Here is a 22,249-nt window from a genome sequence, read left to right as displayed (position 1 = left end):
CTTCGATGGACACAAGGAACACGGAATGACCTTGAAATACCGCTGGTTGGGATGTGTGGCAATGAGTGGCGCGCTGGGCGCGACCCAAGCCTATGGCGCGTGCGCGCAGCCGCCGCTGCCCGAGGGCGTGCCGGGTTACTCGGTGTGCAAGGACTGGCCGGCCTACGATGGCCAGAGCATTACCGCGCTGTCGCAGATCGAGCCGGACCCGACCTTGAGCGATGCCCCCGACGGCACCGGCATGTACGACCTGAAGTTGGCGGTGGTTTCCAACATCGACGGCAAGCCCCTGGCCCGTTATGCCCAGGCCTCGGTGTACAGCTCCGACGCGGTGCGCTTCGATGGCCTGAGCATCGACACCGCCCGCTACAAACTCACCTCCGACCTGCGCGCATTCGGTGTGCGTGCCGGCTTCACAGGTTCATCGCGCGCCAATCCGTTCGAACAGGCGGTGCTGTCGCTGTACGTGCGCGAAGGCAACACCCTGCGTCCGGTCCTCGAGCAATTGGTGATCGAATCCAGCAATGGCGAATGGGATACCAACTGCACCGGCGAATTCAGCCACACCAAACGCACCCTGGACCTGGCCAAGACCAGCAGCCATGGCTTCGCTGACCTGATCGTCAGATCGGTGACCACCGACACGCAGAACAGCGTGGGCAAAGAGGATTGCCAGTCCAAGGAAGTCATTGGCAATACGGTGTCGACGACATTGCGTTATGACGGGCGCCAGTATGTGGTGCCCAAAGAGCTGCAGGGCCTGTAAATCGGGCCAACGGCCGGCATGACCCACGGTCATGCCGCTGTGCAAATTTATGGCTACAGCCATGGCAAAACCTTGTGATACAAAAGCCCACTGCCATTCGACGACTGGGCCTGGCAGCTCGACAGGGAGCTTTACCGCATGACTTCATCTTTATTGCTGGCCGTCCTTGCCTCCGGCTTTATCTACGGCATCACCCCGGGCCCTGGTGTGCTCGCGGTGTTTGGCATTGGTGCGGCTCGCGGGCGGCGGGCCGGGGCGGGCTTTCTGTGTGGGCACCTGCTGGGGGATGTGGTCTGGTGCAGCACTGCGTTGATTGCCATTGTCGGCGCACGGGAAATCGGCAGCAGTGCCTTTGACGTGCTCGGCGTACTCAGCGGCCTGTATCTGTTCTGGCTGGGTATGCGGGCGATCCGTAGCCGTCGCAGCAGTGGCGATGCGCCCCAGGGCGCGGCGCGGCAACCATTCTGGCACGGGATCATGTTTGGCCTGACCAACCCCAAGGCTTATCCGGTGGCGGTGGCGACCTTTACCGCCCTGTTGTCCAGCCGCGCCGAGCTGTTGCAGTGGTCGATGCTGCCCTGGTTGATTTTTCTGAGTTTCCTTGGTGGCGTTTTGGCATACGCTATTCTAATTGGCATTGTGGGCGCTCGTCGGGTGCGCACGTTGTATCAGCGCCATGAGCTGGCTATTACCCGGATTTGCGGGGTAATGTTCATCGGTTTCGCCATCAACGCCTTGCTGCACGCGGTGCCGGGGTTGCTGGCCAACAAGAGTTGAGGTTGCTTGCAGGGTTGCAGCAGCGACTTGAGGCTCGCGCGGTGTAGCGCGCAGGCCACGTCCATGGATGGCTACTCACAGTTGCACTATTGGGCAGTATCCATCCACGATGAGCACCGCAAACTCCGCGCCATTGGCCAGCTACATCGATCTGTTGCTCGACGTCGTCTGTGCCGTCGACGGTCAGGGGCGCTTTGTGTTTGTCAGCGCGTCCTGCGAGCAAGTGTTCGGCTACACCCCGGATGAGCTGATTGGCCAGCCGATGATCGACATGGTGCACCCGGCCGACCGCGAGCGGACCCTGGACGCCGCCCGGGAAATCATGCGCGGCAAGCCCAACCCGAACTTCGAGAATCGCTACCTGCGCAAGGACGGCCAGGTGGTGCATATCCTCTGGTCGGCGCGCTGGTCCGAGGTCGACCAGTTGCGCATCGCCGTGGCCCGCGACATCACCGAACGCAAACAAGCCGAATCGCGCCAGGCTGCGCTCTATGCGATTAGCGAAGCGGCCCATGCCGCCGAGGATCTGCTGGCCTTGTTCAAGCGCATTCACCAACTGATCGGCGAATGGCTGCCGGCGCTGAATTTTTCGGTGGCGCTGTACGATGAGCACTGCGAGCAACTGAACTTTCCTTACCACGTCGACGATCATGAGCGTGATCCCGAGTTCAGCGTGACCGGCCGGCTGTGCGCCGAAGTGGTCCGCAGCGGGCAGCCAGTGCTGCTGACCCCCGACCAGCCGTTTGCCTTGCCGGGGGTTGTCGGGCTGATCGACGCAGAGGATTGCCCCTGCTGGCTGGGGGTGCCGCTCAATTCACAACGGGGGACTATCGGCGCGCTGATCGTCAAGAGCATGCCCGGCGGCGAGCGCTACACCGAGCGCGACAAAGAGCTGCTGCAGTACGTCTGCGCCCAGGTGGCGGCAGCGATCGAGCGCCGGCAATTGCACAGTCGCCTGCAGTACATGGCGCAGCATGACTACCTGACCCGCCTGCCCAATCGCGAACTGCTCCGTGAGCGCCTGAGCGCCGCCTTGCTCAAGGCCCGTCGGGACAACGGGCGCATGGCCCTGCTGTACGTGGACCTGGACCATTTCAAGCAGGTCAACGACACCTATGGCCACGGCATCGGCGACATGCTGCTGCAAGCCGTGGCCAATCGGCTACAGGGCTGCGTGCGCGAGAGTGACACCGTCGCGCGCATTGGGGGCGATGAGTTTGTGGTGTTGCTCGACAGTGTCCAGGCTGCTGAAGACGCGGCGCGCGTGGCATTGAAGATCCGCCAGGTGCTGGGCCAGCCCATCCGACTGGACAGCCACAACCTGAACATTCTGCCGAGCATTGGCGTGGCCTTGTACCCTGAGCACGGCCTTGAGGAAAAGCAGCTGTTCAAGCACGCCGACGAGGCCATGTATGCCGCCAAGCGCCTGAGTGGACGCCTGGACCGGGTGTGAGCCGGGGCACCACTCGTCGAGGCTTGGGCAGGTTTTCTAAACCTTTGTGCGCTTTGGCCTTCAAATGACAGGCGGGATGTACCGCTGCATTCATTTGTCTGTTCAAGGAGGGCGCGACCATGAAACCTGTGGCCAGCCGATTATCGACCATCAGCTTTGCCGTGTTGCTGAGCCTTGGCGCCAGCAGCGCTTTTGCCCAGTCACCGGCCGACTTCATCAACGACGCCTCGGCCAAAGGCATGGCGGACATCGAAGCCAGCCGCCTGGCGCACCAGAAGACCGAGTCCAAGGCGGTCAAGGACTACACCATCGTGGTGATCAACGACCGCACCACGGCCAACCAGCATCTGGCGAAAATCGCCAAGAAACTCGACCTGCCTGTCGCCCCTCGGGAAGAGGTGATGAACAAGGCCAAGACCCTGATCCCCGCCGTGGCGGACGGCGAGTCCTTCGACTCGGCCTATGCCGCCAGCCAGGTAAAAACCACCGAGCAGGCCATCGAGCAACTGCAGCAGGAGGCCCGGACCACCGATGTGCCCGAGCTCAAGGCATTCGCCGAAGAGACCCTGCCCAAGCTCGAGCAACACCTGCAAATGGCCAGGGCCCTGCAAGCCAGCCGTTGACCGGTTTCAACATTGATTCAAGTCCTGCTGCCCGCCGGCAGCAGGCGTCCCCTCCAGCGCAACCGACTCACCTTCACCCAGGCTGCGGTACTGCTTTCTCAGGGCTTCGAGCTGCTTGAGGTCGAGCGCTTCGAGGCCGAGCATGGCGTTTTGCGCATCCTGGGTCACCCGCAGCAACGGTTCTGCGTGTTCTGGATCAGGAAGGTGAGGATGGTGGTCGAGGTGTTGACGATCAACTGCCAGGTATCGTTGAAATCAAACAATGGCCCGGTCAGTGCCCAGGAATTGCGTTTTGCCGTCAGTGGATCACTCCTTGCCAGGATCGCCTGCGACTCTCTTTCTTTGTGGCTGTTTGTGACTAGTATCAATGGCAATCAATTTGCCAGCATGTACAAACACGGATCTGAAACGGGGAAGAGGTCACTCATGGAATTTATCGAAAAGCTTTCAAGTCTCTCGGCCAAAGTCCGGCTACAAGGCGCCACGATTCAGACAGAAGAGGCCACGAAAAATGCCTTCGTCATGCCATTTATCAGCACTGTTCTGGGCTACGACGTTTTTGATCCGTCCGAGGTAATCCCGGAGTTTGTTTGTGATGTGGGAACAAAGAAGGGGGAGAAAATCGATTATGCAATCATGAAAGACGGCGAGGTCCAGATTCTCATCGAGTGCAAGAAAATCGGCGAGCCACTGCACATCAATCATGCATCGCAACTGTTCCGCTATTTTCATGTCACCAGTGCGCGAATTTCGATCCTGACTAACGGCCAGGTCTACAAGTTTTTTACCGACCTGGACGCTCCCAACAAAATGGATGAAAAACCCTTTCTGGAGCTCGATCTACTCGACATCGACGAATATTCGGTTCCGGAACTGACAAAGCTGACCAAGTCGGCATTCGATGTTGATTCGATCATCAATGCAGCCGGTGAGCTGAAATACGTCAGTCAGATCAAAAAAGTCATTGCCGCGCAGGTCAGCAAACCCGACGACGACTTCGTCAAAGTATTCGCTTCCCGGGTGTACGACGGTGTGATCACGCAAAAAGTCCGGGAGCAATTCCAGGAGTTGACCAGAAAGGCCGTTGTGCAATTTCTCAATGATCAGATCAATGATCGACTCAAGTCTGCAATGAGTGGCGCCATTCAGCCCAGCCTGCTGACCCTGCCATCGGCGGGCTCCAGTGCTGAAGTTACGGATGATCGCGACGAGTCTGACGACAAGGTATTGACCACTCTGGAGGAGCTTGAGGGGTATCACATCGTCCGTGCGGTGGTGAGATCTGTCGTTGATGCCAAACGTATTGTGCAACGGGATACACAGAGCTACTTCGGTATCTTGTTGGACGACAATAACCGTAAGCCAATCTGTCGCCTGCACTTCAATCGCTCGCAGAAGTACATCGGTATCTTCGACGAAGAGAAAAACGAAACGCGGCATCCGATTAACTCGGTCGATGATATCTACGAGTACTCGGATCGCCTGAAAAAGACGGTTGGGTACTACGAATAACGTCTGCCTTGAAGGTTGAGCCCTGAGCACGTTGGGCTCAGCCTTCAGTTTAAAAGCGTTGGACCGGTGTCGGGAGGTACTGCCAGCCATCTGATGTAGGCGCGAGCTTGCTCACGATGGCCTGAAGGGCGATGACTTTACTCCGAACACACGCCTTAGCGCTCCACTGCCACCAGCAACATCATCGGCCGCTCCCGTTCCTCGGCGAGTGCCGGCTGCGCCTCCACCTGTTCCGCCGTGGGTCCCCATTCATTGACGTGGGTTATCTGAAAACCGGCAGCGATCAACAGGTTCAACAAGGTTCCCAGGGTGCGGTGCTGTTTGATCACGCCGTCTGCCAGCCAGTGGGTCACCCGTTCGCCTTCGTGTTGATAACTGTCCACCGGCCAGCTCTTGCGGCCTTGGGCATCGATGATCCAGCCGGGGTTGCGCGGGGCCATGAAGATCGGGTGTTCGATGGAGAATACAAAACGCCCACCAGGCCGCAACGCGGCGTGCAGGTGGGCGAACAGGCCGGGCAGGTCCTTGATGTAGTGCAGGGCCAGGGAGCTGTAGGCCAGGTCGAAACTGTCTGCAGGAAGATTGAGGTGTTCGAGGTCGGCATGGCGGTAGCCGATGTTGCCAGCACTGGTCGTTGTCCTGGCGCGTTCGAGCATCTTTTGCGAGACATCCAGCCCCAGCACCCGTTGCGCGCCTTGCTCGCTGGCCCAGCGACAGAACCAGCCGTAGCCGCAGCCGAGGTCGACCACTAGCAGGTTCGCCATGGGCGGTAGCAGGGCTTGCAGGGCGGGCCATTCCGGCGCGGCGGCGAGGCCGCCGATGGAACGCCCCAACTGGCTGTAGCCCTGGAAAAAGCCAGGGTCGTCGTAGATGTTCTGAGTCATGGGCACTTCTCCTCGATCAACCTGGGTCGTGGGGCAGATGTTTCAACCCGTGACCGCTTCTTGACGCAGTCCCCAGGCTCGTCGCTTACTGGCGCCCCACGAGCGAAACGCACAGTCTAGCGTGGCGCTCACATCCTGGTCGGTTAGAGGAGTATGTGATGAGCTGGTCTGCCCAACAGTATGTGGCGTTCGAAGATGAGCGCACCCGCCCGGCGCGTGACTTGCTGGCCGCGATCCCCAGGGTTGATGCCCGTTCGGTGATCGACATCGGCTGTGGCCCGGGCAACTCCACCGAGTTGTTGGTACAGCGTTTTGCCGACGCTGCGGTACGGGGGATCGACAGCTCCGCCGACATGATCGATGCCGCCCGCAAACGCCTGCCGGGCGTACGTTTCGACACCAGCGATATTGCCACCTGGGACGAGCCCGGGCCGTTCGACGTGATCTTCGCCAATGCGGTGCTGCAGTGGTTGCCCGAGCATGCCACGCTGTTGCCTGCGCTAGTCGGCAAGCTCACGGTGGGCGGCAGCCTGGCGATCCAGATGCCGGACAACCTCGAACAGCCGCCCCATCGCATGATGCGCGAAGTCGCGGCCAATGGCCCTTGGGCCGACAAGCTGGCCGAAGTCGCCGGGCAGCGCACGACTCTGGATGACGCCAACCGCTATTACCAGATGCTCTGTACCTGCAGCGCGCGGGTGGATGTGTGGCGCACCACCTACCATCACCCGCTGGCGGGTGGTCCGGCGGCGGTGGTCGAGTGGTTCAAGGGCAGCGGCCTGCGGCCGTTCCTGCAGCCACTGAACGAGTTGGAGAAAACCCAGTATCTGGCGCAGTACCTGGAGGCGATCGAACCCTACTTCCCGGTACTGGCCGACGGCTCGGTGCTATTGCCATTCCCGCGGCTGTTCATCGTCGCCACTCGCTGAGGGGATCAAGCCTGCTGCAACACCTTCAACGCCGCCGAGGCCAGAAAGCCGGAGCGGCTTTTTTCTTCCGGGTGGTGCAGCACGTATTCGTCGATGCGGGTCAGCAGATAGGCGGGCAGGGTGATGTTGAGTTTCTGCGCCTTGCCCAGGTATTTGCTGACGTCGATGTCGACCAAGGCCAAGGTCACGCCGGCATATTGCGGGTTGCGCGCATGATGGGTCACCTTGCTGGCCGGCGGAATCGCCGAACCGTCCTCGGCCAGGATCTCGAAGTGCCCCTCGATGGCTTCACGTGCCATGGCGATGGCGTCGTCCAGGTCATCACCGGCCGAGAAGCACCCCCGGAATATCCAGCACTTCCACGCCCCAGGCGTGCTGGTCATCGCCTACTGAAATGGCAATTGGATAAAGCATGTTGATTGTCCTCGGGTTTAAGTGCGCCAACTCATGACTACAGGGCCTGTTGCAGGATGCTCACTGCCGTCTTGGTCAGCAGATCCTTTTTCGGGTGGGGAACCGTCACCCATCCAGGTTTGGTTGGATGTTTGAAATGATGGTGAATACCCCGGACCCGCACCAGGTACCAGCCGTCTGCAACGATTTGGCTGATCAGATATCGACCGTTCACATCACGTCCCTGTGCTGTGTCGGTGGTTGCTATACCTACCGAAATGATCCTATCAACACCATAACCACCAATTCGGATGGGCAGATGATGAATGGTTGGAATCAGTGTAGAAACCCGCGTTGGAACAGGGAGGCACGTTACCGGTGAAAGTATTGCGTGAGGGTGCAGGAGGCTCTTGAACGGTGCCCTACGGAATCGCAGACATAAAAAAACCGGTCACTGCGGACCGGTTTTTTGTTGTCCCCCGTCAGAAAGCTACCTGACGCAAGACTGAAATGACGTGGAGCGGGTGAAGGGAATCGAACCCTCGTTATCAGCTTGGGAAGCTGGAGTAATGCCATTATACGACACCCGCTCGGAACGGCTGACTTTGTACCAGATGTGGCGACGGATTTGAAGTTTTTCTTTGCTGGATCTGCATTTACGCAGTTTTTTGCGGGCAGGGCGAAGGATTGTCGGCGGCGACAGCACGCACGGTGCGGTCTGTCGCGGGCAAGCCTTGCTCCTACAGGTAGGGGTTACCTAAGGTGGCGAGGTTGCTCGCGAGGACGCTGTTTCAAATAGCCAGTGCATGGTGGTCCTGGGTGAAGTGGGAACGCGTCCGGCCTTCGTGGGGCGCCGGTTTCAGGAAACCCAGCAATACCTGGCGGCTGTCTCGGCAGGCAGCTTTGTGCTCCATGTCGAGGAAGTGCCCGGTGGCCTGGATGGTGCTGAAGGTGCTGTGTTGCACATGGTTGCCAAACAACCGGGCATCGCTGGCGGCGGTGTACTCGTCCCATTCACCGTTCATGAACAGTACGGGCACATCGATTTGCTTGGCGGCCTTGAGGTAGCACAGGCGGTCGCTGTTGAGCACGTGGCTGATGTGAAAGTGCATCTGCCCGTATTCATGTTCGGCCAGGGTGCTGACGTGGCGATAGTTGAAGCGTTTGAACAACGACGGCAAGTGCTTGCCGATGGTGTCGTTGACCAGGTGGCCGACGCGGTCGCGATCGAGGTTGCCGAGGTAGTCGACACCCCGCTCCAGGTAGTCGCGCATCGGTTCGTTGATCACCGGCGAGAACGAGCTGATCACGGCCTTTTCGATCCGCCGCGGGCGATGCGCGAGGGCGATCATCGTGGCGGCACCGCCCCACGAAAATGACATCACGTGCTCGGCGGCGAAATGGTCGATCAACTCCAGGAGGATCTGCCCCTCCACTTCCTTGGTGAGCATTTTCTCATGTTGATTGTGGGCTTTTGACCGGCCCGCGTAGGGTTGGTCGTAGAGCACCACGTTGAACTGTGGATGGAGGTTTTTCACGGTCTGTGCAAACGACGCAGTGGTGGCCATCGAGCCGTTGACCAAAATGATGGTCTTCTCTGCGGCATCTGCGCGATAGAACTCCGTGTAGACCCGATACTGACCTTGTATGTCCAGCACAGCGATTTCTGGCCTCATGTCGTAAGACTCCTGGCAAGCGTGTGGGCGCGCAACTGAGTGTGCACGGGCTTTATGACAGGTAGGCATACGCCTGGAAGGTGAGGGCCCATGTCGATCCGTTAATGTCTGGTCGACGGGTGTTGTTATAGGCGGGCAGTCTGTCGGGTGAGGTGGAGACGGGAGGCGCTCGACCGACAAAAAGTTTCTTAGAGGTATGGTATGACTTGGCGGTCACATTTCGGCTGACGGTTTGATTCAAGCAGGGTGATGGCTATCGCGCAAGTGCCGTTGGTGAATTGTTCGACAATGTCTGCCCGGCGGTCGCGCCATCAGATCAAGGCGATCTCGGCAGCGCTCAGTGGGCGGTATTCGCCCGGTTTCAACGCGCTGTCCAGCGTCAACGGGCCCATCTGTTCGCGATGCAGGCGCATGACCTTGTTGTCGAAGTGGCCGAACATCCGTTTCACCTGGTGGTAGCGGCCTTCGATGATGGCCAGGCGTGCAGCCCGGGGGGCCAGCAACTGCAGGTCGGCGGGTTGGGTGGTGAGGTCTTCGAAGGCGAAATACAGGCCACGGGCAAAGGTTTCGGCGTACTCGGGCGTAATCAATTGTTCGGTTTCGACGTAGTAGATCTTCGCCAGCTTGGTCTGCGGTTGGGTCAGGCGGCGAGACCAACTGCCGTCGTTGGTGATCAGCATCAAGCCGGTGGTGTTGAAATCCAGGCGGCCGGCGATGTGCAGGTCGTGCTTGTCCGGTTCATGGATCAGGTCGAGGACGGTCGGGTGCTCGGGGTCACGGGTGGCACTGACGCAACCGGCGGGCTTGTGCAGCATGAAATAGCGCGCGGCCTTGCCGGCTTGCAGCACCTCGTCGTCGCATTCGACGCGGCTGAATTCGCGCACTTCGGTGTGCGGGTCGCTGACAATCTGCCCATCGACCTTGATCCGCCGCTCGACCAGCGCCAGGCGCACCTGTTGGCGGTTGAAACGCGGCAAGTTGCTGAGGAAACGGTCAACGCGCATGGGAGTCGGCAGGTCGGCAAGGGGCGCGCATCTTACGCGACGCTGAAGCCCGCTGCCTGCAATTGTGCCTCGACCTGGGCGCAGCCGGGGCACAGGCACGCCAGGTCGCGCAGTTCGGCGGGCAAGGCCGCCAGCACCGCCGGGTCGATGGTCACGGTGTAGCACCAGCAACGGTGCTGGGCGGTGCGCGGGTCGGCGAGGCTGCAAGCATTGCTGGCGCCGCAGGCCGGGCAGAGGTCGGGTTTATGCATAGCTGGAGTGAGGCATCTGGGTACAGGTCCGGTTGCGGCCATGTTGTTTGGCTCGATACATCGCCTGGTCGGCGCGGGACAGCAGGTTGTGCAAAGTGTCATCCGCCTGCAGGGTGGTCAAGCCGATGCTCAGGGTAACCTGCAGGGATTTGCCTTCATAGCGGTAGTGCTTGTGCTCGATCATCTGGCGAATTTTCTCAGCGATCTTCAGGCCGGTGCTGGCGTCGGTGTCTTTGAGCAAGACGATGAACTCCTCGCCGCCCCAGCGACAGACGATGTCGGACTGGCGCAGGCAGCTTTCCAGGTCACGGGCGAAACCGGCCAGCACCAGGTCGCCGGCGAGGTGGCCATGGCTGTCGTTCAGGCGCTTGAAATGGTCCAGGTCCAGCAGCAAGGCGGTCAGCGGCTTGGGTTCGCGCTGGGCCTCCTGCAGGGCTTGCGCCGCCAGCAGGTCGAAGCCGCGGCGGTTGGGCAGGCCGGTGAGGCTGTCGAGGGTGGCCTGGGCTTCGATGCGGCCCTGGAAGCGGGTGATCACACGATGGAGCAGGGCCAGCACGCTCAGGGTGACGATCAGGCAGATCAGCAGGTTCAGGTACAGCGATTGGCGCACCTCGTGCAGGGCACTGCCTTCGCGTTTGTCGACGAACAGGTACCAGTTCAGTTCCGGGATAAACCGCACGTTGAGGAAATGCCCTTGGCCCTGGGTCGTGTACTCGTAGCTGCCGCTGTGGGGTTTGGGCAGCTTGGCCAGAAGATCGCGCATGCTGTCCAACTCGCTCAGCGCCGTGCCGACCCGCGCGCCTTGCGGGCCGCCGTCGGCACCAGTGAGCACAATGCGCCCCTCGGTGTCGACGAAGTACACGCTGCGCTGGTAACGCTGCTGGTAGGTGTCGATCAGTTTGATCACGGCATCGACCGTCAGACCGACGCCTGCCGCGCCAATGAAGTTGTCCTGGTAGTCGTAGACCTTGTAGTTGATGAAGAAGGTCAGGCTGTCCTGGTTGGCCATGTCCACGTCCACGTTGATCTCGTAGGGCGGGGCCATGTCGCGGACGCGGAAGTACCAGATGTCGCGCGGTTCGCTCAGGCTGACTTTTTTCAGCACGCCCTTGGCCTGGTAGTAGGTCAGGCTGTTGTTGGACACGAAGAAAGCGGTGTAGGCGCCGTAGTGGGTCATGACCTCGTTGAGGTAGCGGGTCATTTGCCCGGGATCGCGCTCACCGGCCACCACCCAGTCGCGCAGGAAGGTGTCGCGCGACATCATCGAGGAAATCAGGATCGGGCGGACCAGGTCTTTCTGGATCTCCGAGTAGACGGTGTCGGAGGTCAAGGGCAGCTCGGTGTTGACGATACTGTCGCGAATCGAAGCGCGCGAGGCGTAGTAACTGAGCAGGGAGGTGGCCAGGAAGCCGGCGCCCAGCAGGGCGATCAAGGTGAGGACCAACGAACGTTGCGAAAACAGCGCAGAGCGAAGCGGCATGACGAGTCCGTTGGTCGATTGAGTCACAGCATTCTAGTGGGACTTGGAGAAAATGACGCGGGCATTTGCGCCGGTCTACAGCCAGTCAGTCGACGGATGACATGTATCAATCTGTTGCGGCCGCGCACCAGATTGCCAATTCGTTGTCAGATGTTTCGTCAGGCAAATTATTTGGCTGATGCCCGCCCGCGTCGCTGGTGTGGCTCTTCAGCGGTCCAGGAGGCCGCCATGTATCGCCGACTTGTTCTGATGACTTCGATGAGTTTGAGTCTTGCCGCGTGCGTCCCTTACTACGACGGAGGTTCCAGCTACTACCGCTCAGAAATCTATTCTTCGCCGGCGCCGGTCTACTACGGGGGCGGCTCTTATTATTCCTACCCGCGCAGTTACTACTCGCAGTCCCCGCGGTATTACCCCTCGGCACGGTATTACCAGGCGCAGCCGCGTTACTACCAACCTTCGCCCCGTTATTACCAGGCCCCGCCCCGGGCCTATCGCCCGGCCCCCAGCCATGGCTGGGACGGTCATCGCAACCAGGGGTGGGGCAATAACTATGGCCAGAGCAACCAGCGCTGGGAACAACAGGGTGGGCGGGGCGGGCGCGACCACGCTGACCGGCGTGGCGAGCACAATGGTCGTGGTGAGCGGGGCGGGCGCAACCGTTAGATCAGGCAACCGGCAAGCGGCGCATCCAGCGCCGCTTTTTTATGCCCAGGGTTCAGTAGTCCGATAGGTCCGCCAGCGGATGCCGGCCTTCCCAGGCCTTGTGAAAGTGAGCGTTGACCACCGCCTGGGGGATCGTGTTGACGTCCGGCCAGTGCCAGTGCGGCTTGTTGTCCTTGTCGATCAGCCGGGCCCTGACGCCCTCGCTGAACTCCGGATGCCGGCAGCAATTGAGGCTCAGGGTGTATTCCATCTGGAACACTTCGGCCAATGACAGGTGGCGGGCGCGCTGGATCTGCTCCCACACCAGGTGGGCGGTCAATGGGCAGCCGTCGTGCAGGTTTTTCGCGGCGCGGGCCAGCAGCAGGTCGGGATGGTCACGCAACAGGCTGATGGCGCGCCAGGCACAGCGCACATCGCTGACATCCAGCCGTTCATCGATCTGCTGGCGGCGTGGCAGCCATTGCGCCTCGGGCAGTTGCTCGATGGCCTCTTGCTGCAAAGCCTTGAGCAGGCTGTTGAGCTGCATCGCGGTCTGCTCCTGCCAATTGAGCTGCAGCAGGCCTTCGAGCAATTGCTCCTGTTGGTCATCGAGCAGGAAACGGTCAGCCAAGCCCAGGTCGAGGGCATCGCGGGCGTTCATCTGGGCGCCGGTCAAACCGAGGAACAGCCCGAGCTTGCCGGGCAGGCGTGAAAGGAACCAACTGGCGCCGACATCCGGGTACAGGCCGATGCTGATCTCAGGCATGGCCAGGCGGCTGCTGGGGGTGACGATGCGGGTGCTCGCGCCTTGCAGCAAGCCCATGCCACCCCCGAGCACATAGCCATGGCCCCAACAGATCAGCGGCTTGGGGTAGGTGTGCAGGCGGAAATCCAGGCGGTACTCCGCCGCAAAGAATTGTGCGGCCAGGGGCGGGACTTCGTCGGGTTGGGCGCGACAGGCCTGGGCCAGGCTGCGCACTTCGCCGCCGGCGCAAAATGCCTTGGCGCCGTTGCCACGCAGCAGGACGCAGACCACCTGCGGCTCTTTGGCCCAGTTGTCCAATTGCTCGGTCAGGGCGCGGATCATCGGCAGGGACAGGGCATTGAGGGTGTTTTCGGCGTCCAGGCTGGCAATGCCGATGCGTGCGCCATCTGTGCCAGTGAGTTCTTCGAAGTGCAGATTCATCGTGACCTCGATTGCGGATTCAAGGGTTCATTATGAGCGTTGTGCAGGAAAGTGCCGGATCTGCGTCAGATCAATTGACAAGCGTGATGGGCTTTCCTAGGGTTCGCCCCATTGTTTTTGCCGGATGTAACCATGACTGCTGACGACCGTATCAAACTCGAACCGAGCTGGAAGGAGGCACTGCGTGCCGAATTCGACCAGCCCTACATGGCAGAGTTGCGCAACTTCCTGCAACAGGAACGTGCGGCAGGCAAGGAGATCTATCCCCCCGGCCCGATGATTTTCAACGCGCTCAACTCCACGCCGCTGGACAAGGTCAAGGTGGTGATCCTCGGCCAGGACCCCTATCACGGCCCGGGCCAGGCCCATGGCCTGTGTTTCTCGGTGCAGCCGGGCGTGCCGGCACCGCCGTCGCTGGTCAACATCTATAAGGAATTGAAACGCGACCTGAACATCGACATTCCCAGTCACGGCTGCCTGCAAAGCTGGGCTGACCAGGGCGTGCTGATGATCAACACCACCATGACCGTGGAGCGGGCCAATGCCAACGCCCATGCGGGCAAAGGCTGGCAGTTCTTCACTGATCGGATCATCGAAGTGGTGAGCGAGCATCAGCCGCACCTGGTGTTTCTGCTGTGGGGCGCCCACGCGCAGAGCAAACAGAAACTGATCGACGCCACCAAGCACCTGGTGCTGACCTCGGTACACCCCTCGCCGCTGTCTGCCTACCGGGGTTTCCTCGGCTGCGGGCACTTCAGTCGCACCAACAAGTACCTGGAACAGAATGGCGAGACGCCGATCGAGTGGCGGTTGCCGCCCGTCTGATGCCATGACCCAGCGCGCCAGGACGTGACAGGTCTATTGCGCTGAATCCGGTTGCCGGTCCCAGTGCCTGAACAAGGGCTCGGCCAGAAACAGCACAAACAGCAAGCGCATCACCTGCATCGCCGTCACCAGCGGCACCGACAGCTGCAGGGTTTCGGCGGTCAGGCTCATTTCGGCGATGCCGCCAGGCATCATGCCCAGGGTCAATGAGCGCAGGTCCAGGTGGGTCAGGGCACTCAAGCCCAGCGCGGCCAGGGTAGCGATCAGCATGGTCAGTGCCGTGCCGATCAGGGTGCGACCCATGAAGGACGGCGCGCGGCGGAAGAACTGCCGGTTGAAATGACAGCCCAGGCCACTGCCTATCAGCCATTGACCGACCTGGCTGCCGCCATCGGGCAGGCCGATGTGCAGGTCCAGGCTGATACTCAGGGAGGCACTCACCAGCAACGGCCCGAACAGCCAGGGATTGGGTTGGCGCAAACGCTGCCAGAGCCAGGCACACAGTGCGCCCGCCGGGAACAGCAGGGCCAGCCAGCGCCAGTCGACGCTGGCTGGATGCAACACAGGCACGCCTTCGCCCAGCAGGTACTTGAAGGCGGCCGGCACACACAGCACCACCACCAGCACCCGCAGGCTTTGCCCGGCCGCCACTCGGCTGAGCACGGCGCCGTTGCGGGCGCCGAGGTTGACCATTTCACCGGAACCGCCCGGCATGCTGGAGAAAAAGGCGGTGGCGCGATCCTCACCGGTGCGCCGCAGCAACCAGACCCCGACCACGGCCGAAAGACTGGTCACCAGCGCACCGAAGAAGATCAGCCCGAAGTGACTCATGACCTGTTCCATCACCACCGGGGTGAAGTGCAGGCCAATGCCGATGCCGACGATCCACTGGCCGCACTTGCGTCCGCCCGGGATCTCGGCCAATTGCCAGGGGGTCAGGCAACGCACCAGGATGATCGCCAGCAACGAGCCGACCATCCACGGCAGTGGCCAGCCGATCTGACTGGCGAGGTAACCGCCCAGCAGACCGACCAGCGGTGTTCCCCACCAGGTTTTCCAGGACCGGCGATCAGACATCGGCAATCGCGCGACGGGCCACGGCGCGCTTGCGCCAGATGCGCAGGAGCGGCAGCAGCAACATCACGGCGGTCAGCACCCAGACCCCGAAGGTGATCGGGCTCGACCAGAGGATGTCCAGCGCGCCATTGGAGATCGAGAGCGCGCGGCGCAGGTTCTGCTCCATCAGGCCGCCGAGGATGAAGCCCAGCAGTACTGGCGACAACGGGAAGTCCAGCTTGCGCAGGATGTAGCCGAAGATGCCGATGCCGATCATCAAGAACAGGTCGAAGGTGGTGGCGTGTACGGCGTAGACACCAATCGCGGTGATGATGGCGATTACCGGCACCAGTGCCCAGTTCGGCACCGCAAGGATGCGGGTGAACAGGCGGATCATCGGGATATTGAGGATCACCAACATAATGTTGGCGATAAACAACGAGGCGATCAGGCCCCAGACGATGTCCGGTTGCTGTTGGAACAGCAATGGGCCCGGAGTGATGTTGTACAGCGACAGGGCGCCGATCATTACCGCGGTGGTCCCCGACCCCGGAACGCCCAGCGTCAGCATCGGAACCAGGGCGCCGCATGCCGAGGCGCCAATCGCGGTTTCCGGGGCGGCCAGGCCGCGCATGTCACCTTGACCAAACTTGCCGCTGGCGCCCGCCATGCGCTTTTCGGTCATGTAGGCGACGGCGGATGCCAGTGTCGCTCCGGCGCCCGGCAAGACCCCCATGATGAAGCCCAGCAGGCCGCAACGGATGTTTACCGTAAACACCGAGGCGGCTTCCTTGAGGTTGAACATCATGCGGCCGGTGGCTTTCACCGCTTCCTGGCCTCGGTGGGTTTTTTCCAGCAGCAGGAGAATCTCGCTGATGGAAAACAGGCCCAGCACCAGCACGACAAACTGGATGCCATCGGTCAGGTGGATGTTGTCGCCGGTGAAACGGTACACGCCGCTGTTGGCGTCGATCCCGACCGCCGACAGAAACAGGCCGATCAAGGCCGCGACAAAGGTCTTCAGGGGTTTGTCACCGGCCATGCCGCCGAGGCAGACAATGGCGAACACCATCAGCACGAAGTATTCCGCCGGGCCAAAGGCGATTGCCCACTTGGCCAGCAGCGGGGCGAACAGCACCATGCCGCAGGTGGCGATAAACGCTCCGATGAACGAACTCCAGGCCGACAGCGACAACGCGACGCCTGCCTGGCCTTTGCGGGCCATCGGGTAGCCGTCCAGGGTGGTCATGACGGTGGACGCTTCGCCGGGGATGTTGAGCAGGATCGAACTGATGCGCCCACCATATTCGCAACCCAGGTAGACCGCGGCCAAAAGAATCAGGGCCGACTCCGGTGGCAGGCCGAGGGCGAAGGCGATGGGGATCAGCAGTGCCACACCGTTGATCGGCCCCAGGCCCGGCAGCAGGCCGACCACTGTTCCGATCAACGTGCCGCACAGTGCGGTCACCAGGTTGTACGGGCTCAGCGCGACGCCGAATCCCTGGCTCAAATAACCAAAAGTATCCATATCAGTTCTCCAAGACGTCGAGCAGGCCGAGGGGCAGCGGTACGTCCATGGCTATATCGAACAGCAGATACAGGCCGACGCTCATCAAACTGATGATCACCGCCGAGGGACGCCAGCGGCCGCCATACAGGCGTGCCATCGGCACCCCGATCAGGATGCTGCTGAGGATGAAACCCAAGGGTTCGAAAGTGCCGGCAAACACCAGCAGCAGCGCCACGCAGGCGCCAATCTTGACCAGCGTCTGGCGGTCCAGCGGCGGTTCTTCTTCGCTGTGCCGGGTCGGCTGTGGACGAAACAGCATGTAGATCAGCGCCAGGCCCATCAGCCCGAGCATCAGCAGGGGGTACGCCCGCGGCCCGACGGGCTCGTAGGAAAACGATGCCTGATAGGGCCAGGCCATCAGCGCCAGACAGGCACAGGCCAGCAACAGCACGGCTGCAAAAATGCGTTGTAACAGCATGACAAACTCCTGGGCCACGCCCTGGTCAGTGCCAGGGGGGTGGCCGTGAGAACGAGGCGATTACTGGATCAGGCCGAACTCTTTGGCCAGCAGCTTGTAGTCCGCTACCTGTTTTTTCACGTAGGTGTCCAACTCGACCCCGGTCATGGCGAACGGGAACAGTTCGCGCTGGTCACGCAACTTGGCGAACTCTTCGGAAGCCAGCAGTTTGTCGAAGGCGTCTTTCCACCAGGCGTATTCGGCATCGCTGACCTTTGGCCCGAGGTAGAAGCCGCGCACCACCGGCCAGACGATGTCGTAGCCTTGCTCCTTGGCGGTGGGGATGTCCTTCATTTCCGGCTCGTCCAGGCGCTCGTTGGCGAACACCGCGAGCAAGCGCATGTCACCACTCTGGATGTGTGGCATGGAGTCGGAGATGTCGGTACTGCCCACCTGGATGTGGCCGCCGAGCAGGGCCGTGGCAATTTCGCCACCGCCTTCGAGTGCCACGTACCGCAGGTCACGGGGGTTGATCCCGGCGGCCTTGGCGATCAGGGCGGTTTGCATCCAATCCTGGCTGCCCACGGTGCCGCCGGAACCGATCACCACTTTGCTCGGGTCTTTCTTCAGCGCTTGTACCAGGTCGTCGAGGTTCTTGTAGGGCGAATCGTTCTTCACGGCAATGGCGCCATAGCTGGTGCCCACGGCCGCCAACCAACGCACGGCGTTTTCATCAAAACGCCCGAACTTGCCCTGGGCCAGGTTCAGCAGCGAGCCGCTGGACCAGGCCACCAGGGTCCCGGCATCGGCGGGGCGCTGGGCGACCACCGCGTTGTACGCCACGGCGCCGACACCGCCGGGCATGTAGGTCACGCGCATCGGTTTGGACAGCAGTTTTTCGTTGACCAGCGCGCTCTGCACCAGTTTGCAGGTCAGGTCGAAACCACCGCCTGGCGACGCTGGGGCAATGCATTCCGGTCGCTTGGGCTCAGTGCTGTCGGCGGCGAGCAGAGGGGTGGTCACCAGCAGGCAACTGGCGGCGAGAGCAAGGTTACGCAGCGAAAAAGTCATCGGTCGTCTCCACAGGAGTTGTTATTGGAGTGGCACGGTTGTGGCTTGAATTCATTACCAGAGGGCAACGCTGTAGCTGACCAGCACCCGCACTTCATCAGCGTCGCGGGCCGAATAGTTCGAACGATAGGTGGCATTGCGCAGGCGCAGGGCAACGTCCTTGAGGGCGCCGCTTTGCACGACGTACTTGATCTCGGTGTTGCGTTCCCATTCCTTGCCGGTCTCGCCGTTGTTGAGCTTGATGTTGTCACCGCTCAGGTAGCGGCTCATGAAGCTCAGGCCCGGCACCCCCAGCTTGGCGAAGTCGTAGTCGTAACGGGCTTGCCAGGAGCGTTCCTGCGCGCCGGCGAAGTCGTTGATCTGCACGAAGTTGACCAGGTAGGGATCGGAGCCGTCGACATAGGGGAAGGCGCTGTCGCCCGACATGTGTTGGTAACCGGCGCTGAATTTATGACCGCTCAGGGCGTAACTCAACAGGCCGTTGAGGGAGGTGTTGTCGATCTTGCCGCCGCGGGCCTGGCCGGAATCGTCGCTGACCGCCAGGCGCAGGTCGGCGGCGAACGTCCCCGGGCCTGCGGGCTGTGACGCCAGCAAACCGAGGAAGTGCTGGTTATAGACTTCACCCAATTGGGCGAAGTGGTAGCTGCCGGTGATCTTGTCCGTGAATTTGTAGTCCAGGCCGCCGAAGTCGAAATGGCTGCCGGCGACGGTGCCGGCGAAGCGGCCGTTCTTGTTATTCAGGGCGACGTCTTCGAAGTTGGTGCTGTCGCGGTCCTTGGCTTTGTCCAGGCGCCCGCCGGTGAAGGTCAGGTTCTTGATCTCCCTGGAGGTCAGCAGGCCGCCTTCGAAGGTCTGGGGCAGGATGCGACCGTCGTTGGCCTTGAGGATCGGCAACTCGGGAATCAGGCTGCCGACTTTCAGTTCAGTGGCGGAGATCTTCACCTTGCCGGTAAGGCCGAGCTTGGAATACTCATCGGCGGCACGCCCGTCGTCATGGGTCGGCAGCAGGCCCGTGCCGGTGCGGTCGGGGCTGGAGTCGAGCTTGATCCCGAGCATGCCCAGTGCGTCAACCCCGAACCCGACGGTGCCGTCGGTGTAGCCCGATTCGAGGTTGAGCATGAAGCCCTGGGCCCACTCGTCGCGCTTGGATTGCTGGGCGCTGGTGCCACTGCGAAAGTCGCGGTTGAAGTACATGTTGCGAGTTTCCAGGGTCGCGCTGCTGTCTTCGAAGAAGGCGGCATGGCTGGCAGGCGTAAAGCCGGCAAGGGCGGCGGCACTGGCGAGGGCGGTGGTACCAAGGCGGGAGAAACGAACAGGCAGGTAAGCCTGAGGCTGCGTAGACAGCATCGTGAAGCACTCCATTTATTGTTCTTATTAGGGCGAAAACGCATCGGGGCGTTTTTCGTTCACTACTCTCAAGGACACGGCAGTCGAAACTGTCCGTGGCTGGACTCTAACGGGCCAACCTTTCGCTAACCTTTCAGAATACTTTCACCGATTGCGGGCTTCACAGCGGCGGATGCGGCTGTAAACTCCGCGCCGAAGAATGGCGTCGACCATCCCCATCCGAGGTAAAGATCCATGCGTGTGCTTCTCGTCGAAGACCATCTGCAGCTGGCCGAAAGTGTCGCCCAGGCGCTCAAGAGCACAGGGCTGACCGTGGATGTGCTGCACGATGGGGTGGCGGCCGACCTGGCCTTGAGCAGTGAGGACTATGCGGTGGCGATCCTCGATGTAGGCCTGCCGCGCATGGATGGTTTTGAAGTGCTGGCGCGCTTGCGCAGCCGTGGCAAAAACCTCCCGGTGCTGATGCTGACCGCCCGCAGTGACGTCAAGGACCGGGTCCACGGGCTCAACCTCGGCGCCGACGATTACCTGGCCAAACCCTTCGAATTGACCGAGCTTGAAGCGCGGGTCAAGGCCCTGCTGCGCCGCAGCGTGTTGGGTGGCGAACGCCAGCAGCGTTGCGGGGGGCTGGTGTATGACCTGGACACCCGGCGCTTCAGCCTCGGTGACGAACTGCTGACCCTGACCTCCCGCGAGCAGGCCGTGCTCGAGGCGCTGATTGCCCGCCCTGGCCGGGTGATGAGCAAGGAGCAACTGGCCTCCCAGGTGTTCGGCCTCGACGAGGAGGCCAGCCCCGACGCCATCGAAATCTACGTGCACCGCCTGCGCAAGAAACTCGACGGGCACTCCGTGGCCATCGTCACGTTCAGGGGGTTGGGCTACCTGTTGGAAAGCCGTGATGCATAAGCCCAGGAGTCTGCGCTGGGGGTTGCTGGGCAACCTCGCACTGTTGCTGGTGGTGCTGATGATCGCCAGCGGCCTGAGCGCCTACTGGAATGGCCGGGCAGCGGCGGACACCGCGTATGACCGGACCTTGCTGGCCTCGGCGCGGACCATTGCCGCCGGCCTGTCCCAGCGCGACGGCAGCCTCAGCGCCGATGTGCCGTATGTGGCGCTGGACACCTTCGCCTACGACAGTGCCGGGCGCATCTACTACCAGGTCAACGACATCCACCAGAAGCTGATTTCCGGTTACGAAAACCTCCCGGGGCCGCCGCCCGGCACCCCGCGCACCGACGACTACCCGGCGCTGGCGCGCTTCTACAACGCCACTTACCTGGGCCAGAACGTGCGGGTAGTCAGCCTGCTCAAGGCGGTGAGCGAACCGAACATGAATGGCATGGCGGAAATCCGCGTGGCCGAAACCGACGAGGCGCGGGTCAGCATGGCCCGTAGCCTGATGGCCGATACCTTGCTGCGCCTGGGCATGCTCGCCGGGGGCGCCTTGCTTCTGGTGTGGTTTGCCGTGAGTGCCGCCTTGCGTCCGCTGGAGCGCTTGCGCACCGCGGTGGAAGAACGCCAGCCGGATGACTTGCGGCCGCTGCCGTTGGTCCAGGTGCAGCGCGAGTTGTGGCCGTTGGTGCGCGCCCTCAACCATTTCACCGAGCGCCTGCGTGGACAGTTCGAGCGCCAGGCGCAGTTCATAGCCGACGCGGCCCATGAGTTGCGCACCCCGCTGGCAGCGCTCAAGGCGCGTCTTGAGCTGGGCTTGCGCGCCACTGAGCCGCAGACCTGGCGCAGCACCCTGGAAAGCGCCGCCCAAGGCACCGACCGCCTGACGCACCTGGCCAATCAACTGCTGTCGCTGGCCCGCGTCGAGAATGGCGCGCGGGCGATAGCCGAGGGCGGGGCGCAGTTGCTCGACCTGAGCCAACTGGCGCGCGAACTCGGTATGGCCATGGCACCTCTGGCCCATGCCCGAGGCGTGGCCCTGGCGCTGGAAGCTGACGAACCGGTGTGGTTACGCGGTGAACCGACCCTGCTCAACGAGTTACTGAGTAACCTGGTGGACAACGCCCTGGCTCACACGCCAGCCGGTGGCAACGTGATCTTGCGCGTCAGCGCGCCGGCGGTGCTGGAGGTTGAAGATGACGGGCCGGGAATTCCGCTGGAGGAGCGTGACCGAGTGTTCGAGCGTTTCTACCGCCGCAACCAGCAGGTCGCAGGGTCTGGCCTGGGGTTGGCGATTGTCGGGGAAATCTGCCGCGCACACCTGGCCCACATCACCCTGCACGACGGTGCACAGGCGGGGCTGAAGGTCCGGGTCAGTTTTATCGCGGGCTAAAAACAACTAAGCCCGGCCGAGGCCGGGCTGTGAGCAGAGATTCAGCACTTAGCTGAGGTTGGCGGAACCGGTGCGATCGAAGCCATCAGCGGCGAGGGTGGCGGAGCCGGTGCGATCGAA

The 22,249-nt window shown here is 61.7% G+C and carries 22 protein-coding genes, 1 tRNA gene and 2 pseudogenes; 10 read left to right on the top strand and 15 right to left on the bottom strand.

All coding sequences use genetic code 11. The features are described from left to right. The first annotated feature begins 25 nt into the window (after window positions 1-25). The 4 genes from H7995_RS23705 to H7995_RS23690 all read left to right on the top strand — a co-directional run bounded on the left by H7995_RS23705 (window position 26) and on the right by H7995_RS23690 (window position 3,619). Window positions 26-766, top strand: a complete 741-nt coding sequence (locus H7995_RS23705) for a PA3715 family protein (protein WP_166592861.1) — start codon at window positions 26-28, stop codon at window positions 764-766. Between the two features lie 138 nt (window positions 767-904). Then, window positions 905-1,543 carry a LysE family translocator gene (locus tag H7995_RS23700; RefSeq protein ID WP_095167092.1) on the top strand — a complete coding sequence of 213 codons (639 nt, stop codon included), beginning with the start codon at window positions 905-907 and terminating at the stop codon, window positions 1,541-1,543. A gap of 109 nt (window positions 1,544-1,652) precedes the next feature. After that, window positions 1,653-2,996 carry a sensor domain-containing protein gene (locus tag H7995_RS23695; RefSeq protein WP_166592860.1) on the top strand — a complete coding sequence of 448 codons (1,344 nt, stop codon included), beginning with the start codon at window positions 1,653-1,655 and terminating at the stop codon, window positions 2,994-2,996. A 119-nt stretch (window positions 2,997-3,115) separates the two neighbouring features. After that, a complete protein-coding gene (locus H7995_RS23690; protein ID WP_095167096.1) occupies window positions 3,116-3,619 on the top strand; it encodes a DUF4142 domain-containing protein in 504 nt (167 codons plus the stop codon). Window positions 3,620-3,625: 6 nt separating this feature from the next. Here the strand turns inward: H7995_RS23690 and H7995_RS23685 are convergent. After that, window positions 3,626-3,900, bottom strand: a pseudogene (locus H7995_RS23685) (low affinity iron permease family protein); the annotation flags it as partial. A 145-nt stretch (window positions 3,901-4,045) separates the two neighbouring features. On the opposite strand from H7995_RS23685, the gene H7995_RS23680 reads away from it, so the two are divergent. Next, a complete protein-coding gene (locus tag H7995_RS23680; RefSeq protein ID WP_185819023.1) occupies window positions 4,046-5,131 on the top strand; it encodes a type I restriction endonuclease in 1,086 nt (361 codons plus the stop codon). 155 nt (window positions 5,132-5,286) lie between these two features. Here H7995_RS23680 and H7995_RS23675 read toward each other — a convergent pair whose 3' ends face one another. Further along, the gene (locus H7995_RS23675) at window positions 5,287-6,015 is read right to left on the bottom strand and encodes a class I SAM-dependent methyltransferase (RefSeq protein WP_185819022.1); all 729 of its coding nucleotides are present in this window, start codon (window positions 6,013-6,015) and stop codon (window positions 5,287-5,289) included. Window positions 6,016-6,173: 158 nt separating this feature from the next. Between H7995_RS23675 and tam the strand changes: the two genes are divergently transcribed. Next, window positions 6,174-6,944 (top strand): trans-aconitate 2-methyltransferase, encoded by a 771-nt coding sequence (gene tam, locus H7995_RS23670; RefSeq protein ID WP_166592856.1) that lies wholly within the window; start codon window positions 6,174-6,176, stop codon window positions 6,942-6,944. 5 nt (window positions 6,945-6,949) lie between these two features. Here the strand turns inward: tam and H7995_RS23665 are convergent. The 7 genes and pseudogenes from H7995_RS23665 to H7995_RS23635 form a co-directional block, all read right to left on the bottom strand. Then, window positions 6,950-7,358 (bottom strand): annotated as a pseudogene (locus H7995_RS23665) (type II toxin-antitoxin system HicB family antitoxin). Window positions 7,359-7,395: 37 nt separating this feature from the next. Further along, window positions 7,396-7,572, bottom strand: coding sequence for a type II toxin-antitoxin system HicA family toxin (locus H7995_RS23660; RefSeq protein ID WP_166592855.1), 177 nt, complete (start codon window positions 7,570-7,572; stop codon window positions 7,396-7,398). A gap of 281 nt (window positions 7,573-7,853) precedes the next feature. Next, a tRNA-Gly gene (locus tag H7995_RS23655) sits at window positions 7,854-7,927 on the bottom strand. Window positions 7,928-8,128: 201 nt separating this feature from the next. Continuing rightward, on the bottom strand, window positions 8,129-9,013 hold the full coding sequence (locus H7995_RS23650) for an alpha/beta fold hydrolase (protein WP_166592854.1): 885 nt from the start codon (window positions 9,011-9,013) through the stop codon (window positions 8,129-8,131). 311 nt (window positions 9,014-9,324) lie between these two features. Next, window positions 9,325-10,017, bottom strand: a complete 693-nt coding sequence (locus tag H7995_RS23645; RefSeq protein ID WP_166592853.1) for a pseudouridine synthase — start codon at window positions 10,015-10,017, stop codon at window positions 9,325-9,327. Window positions 10,018-10,049: 32 nt separating this feature from the next. Further along, window positions 10,050-10,268 (bottom strand): cysteine-rich CWC family protein, encoded by a 219-nt coding sequence (locus H7995_RS23640; RefSeq protein ID WP_185819021.1) that lies wholly within the window; start codon window positions 10,266-10,268, stop codon window positions 10,050-10,052. Next, window positions 10,261-11,748, bottom strand: coding sequence for a sensor domain-containing diguanylate cyclase (locus H7995_RS23635; protein WP_182343767.1), 1,488 nt, complete (start codon window positions 11,746-11,748; stop codon window positions 10,261-10,263). The genes H7995_RS23640 and H7995_RS23635 overlap by 8 nt, the downstream gene beginning before the upstream one ends. 228 nt (window positions 11,749-11,976) lie before the next feature. Between H7995_RS23635 and H7995_RS23630 the strand changes: the two genes are divergently transcribed. Continuing rightward, window positions 11,977-12,414, top strand: a complete 438-nt coding sequence (locus H7995_RS23630) for a hypothetical protein (RefSeq protein WP_185819020.1) — start codon at window positions 11,977-11,979, stop codon at window positions 12,412-12,414. Between the two features lie 52 nt (window positions 12,415-12,466). Here the strand turns inward: H7995_RS23630 and H7995_RS23625 are convergent, their stop codons facing one another. Further along, a complete protein-coding gene (locus tag H7995_RS23625) occupies window positions 12,467-13,579 on the bottom strand; it encodes an enoyl-CoA hydratase/isomerase family protein (protein ID WP_185819019.1) in 1,113 nt (370 codons plus the stop codon). Window positions 13,580-13,711: 132 nt separating this feature from the next. On the opposite strand from H7995_RS23625, the gene ung reads away from it, so the two are divergent. Beyond that, a complete protein-coding gene (gene ung, locus H7995_RS23620) occupies window positions 13,712-14,404 on the top strand; it encodes a uracil-DNA glycosylase (RefSeq protein WP_095167119.1) in 693 nt (230 codons plus the stop codon). Window positions 14,405-14,437: 33 nt separating this feature from the next. Here the strand turns inward: ung and H7995_RS23615 are convergent, their stop codons facing one another. The 5 genes from H7995_RS23615 to H7995_RS23595 are packed head-to-tail and all read right to left on the bottom strand — an operon-like array spanning window position 14,438 to window position 19,845. Then, window positions 14,438-15,481 (bottom strand): AbrB family transcriptional regulator, encoded by a 1,044-nt coding sequence (locus tag H7995_RS23615; protein WP_166592484.1) that lies wholly within the window; start codon window positions 15,479-15,481, stop codon window positions 14,438-14,440. Further along, window positions 15,474-16,988 (bottom strand): tripartite tricarboxylate transporter permease, encoded by a 1,515-nt coding sequence (locus tag H7995_RS23610; RefSeq protein WP_182343775.1) that lies wholly within the window; start codon window positions 16,986-16,988, stop codon window positions 15,474-15,476. The genes H7995_RS23615 and H7995_RS23610 overlap by 8 nt, the downstream gene beginning before the upstream one ends. A 1-nt stretch (window position 16,989) precedes the next feature. Then, entirely contained in the window at window positions 16,990-17,448 is a 459-nt protein-coding gene (locus H7995_RS23605) for a tripartite tricarboxylate transporter TctB family protein (RefSeq protein WP_166592482.1), read from the bottom strand. Window positions 17,449-17,508: 60 nt separating this feature from the next. After that, window positions 17,509-18,498, bottom strand: coding sequence for a Bug family tripartite tricarboxylate transporter substrate binding protein (locus tag H7995_RS23600; RefSeq protein WP_182343777.1), 990 nt, complete (start codon window positions 18,496-18,498; stop codon window positions 17,509-17,511). Window positions 18,499-18,552: 54 nt separating this feature from the next. After that, a complete protein-coding gene (locus H7995_RS23595; protein WP_182343779.1) occupies window positions 18,553-19,845 on the bottom strand; it encodes an OprD family porin in 1,293 nt (430 codons plus the stop codon). Window positions 19,846-20,079: 234 nt separating this feature from the next. Here H7995_RS23595 and H7995_RS23590 point away from each other — a divergent pair, with 234 nt between their 5' ends. Together H7995_RS23590 and H7995_RS23585 are read left to right on the top strand one after the other, a co-directional pair. Then, entirely contained in the window at window positions 20,080-20,751 is a 672-nt protein-coding gene (locus H7995_RS23590; protein WP_095167129.1) for a response regulator, read from the top strand. Then, a complete protein-coding gene (locus H7995_RS23585) occupies window positions 20,744-22,129 on the top strand; it encodes a sensor histidine kinase (protein ID WP_166592479.1) in 1,386 nt (461 codons plus the stop codon). Before H7995_RS23590 ends, H7995_RS23585 begins: the two co-directional genes overlap by 8 nt. The last annotated feature ends 120 nt before the right edge of the window (window positions 22,130-22,249 follow it).

Source organism: Pseudomonas kielensis, from assembly GCF_014236655.1.
Taxonomy (GTDB): Bacteria; Pseudomonadota; Gammaproteobacteria; order Pseudomonadales; family Pseudomonadaceae; genus Aquipseudomonas; species Aquipseudomonas kielensis.
This window is presented reverse-complemented; position numbering and strand designations above follow the sequence as displayed.

What these genes read in the sequence shown, in the direction of transcription:
- H7995_RS23705 (WP_166592861.1), top strand. Translation starts at nt 26, where the DNA reads ATGACCTTGAAATACCGCTGGTTGGGATGTGTGGCAATGAGTGGCGCG.
- H7995_RS23700 (WP_095167092.1), top strand. Translation starts at nt 905, where the DNA reads ATGACTTCATCTTTATTGCTGGCCGTCCTTGCCTCCGGCTTTATCTAC.
- H7995_RS23695 (WP_166592860.1), top strand. Translation starts at nt 1,653, where the DNA reads ATGAGCACCGCAAACTCCGCGCCATTGGCCAGCTACATCGATCTGTTG.
- H7995_RS23690 (WP_095167096.1), top strand. Translation starts at nt 3,116, where the DNA reads ATGAAACCTGTGGCCAGCCGATTATCGACCATCAGCTTTGCCGTGTTG.
- H7995_RS23680 (WP_185819023.1), top strand. Translation starts at nt 4,046, where the DNA reads ATGGAATTTATCGAAAAGCTTTCAAGTCTCTCGGCCAAAGTCCGGCTA.
- H7995_RS23675 (WP_185819022.1), bottom strand. Translation starts at nt 6,015, where the DNA reads ATGACTCAGAACATCTACGACGACCCTGGCTTTTTCCAGGGCTACAGC.
- tam (WP_166592856.1), top strand. Translation starts at nt 6,174, where the DNA reads ATGAGCTGGTCTGCCCAACAGTATGTGGCGTTCGAAGATGAGCGCACC.
- H7995_RS23650 (WP_166592854.1), bottom strand. Translation starts at nt 9,013, where the DNA reads ATGAGGCCAGAAATCGCTGTGCTGGACATACAAGGTCAGTATCGGGTC.
- H7995_RS23645 (WP_166592853.1), bottom strand. Translation starts at nt 10,017, where the DNA reads ATGCGCGTTGACCGTTTCCTCAGCAACTTGCCGCGTTTCAACCGCCAA.
- H7995_RS23640 (WP_185819021.1), bottom strand. Translation starts at nt 10,268, where the DNA reads ATGCATAAACCCGACCTCTGCCCGGCCTGCGGCGCCAGCAATGCTTGC.
- H7995_RS23635 (WP_182343767.1), bottom strand. Translation starts at nt 11,748, where the DNA reads ATGCCGCTTCGCTCTGCGCTGTTTTCGCAACGTTCGTTGGTCCTCACC.
- H7995_RS23630 (WP_185819020.1), top strand. Translation starts at nt 11,977, where the DNA reads ATGTATCGCCGACTTGTTCTGATGACTTCGATGAGTTTGAGTCTTGCC.
- H7995_RS23625 (WP_185819019.1), bottom strand. Translation starts at nt 13,579, where the DNA reads ATGAATCTGCACTTCGAAGAACTCACTGGCACAGATGGCGCACGCATC.
- ung (WP_095167119.1), top strand. Translation starts at nt 13,712, where the DNA reads ATGACTGCTGACGACCGTATCAAACTCGAACCGAGCTGGAAGGAGGCA.
- H7995_RS23615 (WP_166592484.1), bottom strand. Translation starts at nt 15,481, where the DNA reads ATGTCTGATCGCCGGTCCTGGAAAACCTGGTGGGGAACACCGCTGGTC.
- H7995_RS23610 (WP_182343775.1), bottom strand. Translation starts at nt 16,988, where the DNA reads ATGGATACTTTTGGTTATTTGAGCCAGGGATTCGGCGTCGCGCTGAGC.
- H7995_RS23605 (WP_166592482.1), bottom strand. Translation starts at nt 17,448, where the DNA reads ATGCTGTTACAACGCATTTTTGCAGCCGTGCTGTTGCTGGCCTGTGCC.
- H7995_RS23600 (WP_182343777.1), bottom strand. Translation starts at nt 18,498, where the DNA reads ATGACTTTTTCGCTGCGTAACCTTGCTCTCGCCGCCAGTTGCCTGCTG.
- H7995_RS23595 (WP_182343779.1), bottom strand. Translation starts at nt 19,845, where the DNA reads ATGCTGTCTACGCAGCCTCAGGCTTACCTGCCTGTTCGTTTCTCCCGC.
- H7995_RS23590 (WP_095167129.1), top strand. Translation starts at nt 20,080, where the DNA reads ATGCGTGTGCTTCTCGTCGAAGACCATCTGCAGCTGGCCGAAAGTGTC.
- H7995_RS23585 (WP_166592479.1), top strand. Translation starts at nt 20,744, where the DNA reads ATGCATAAGCCCAGGAGTCTGCGCTGGGGGTTGCTGGGCAACCTCGCA.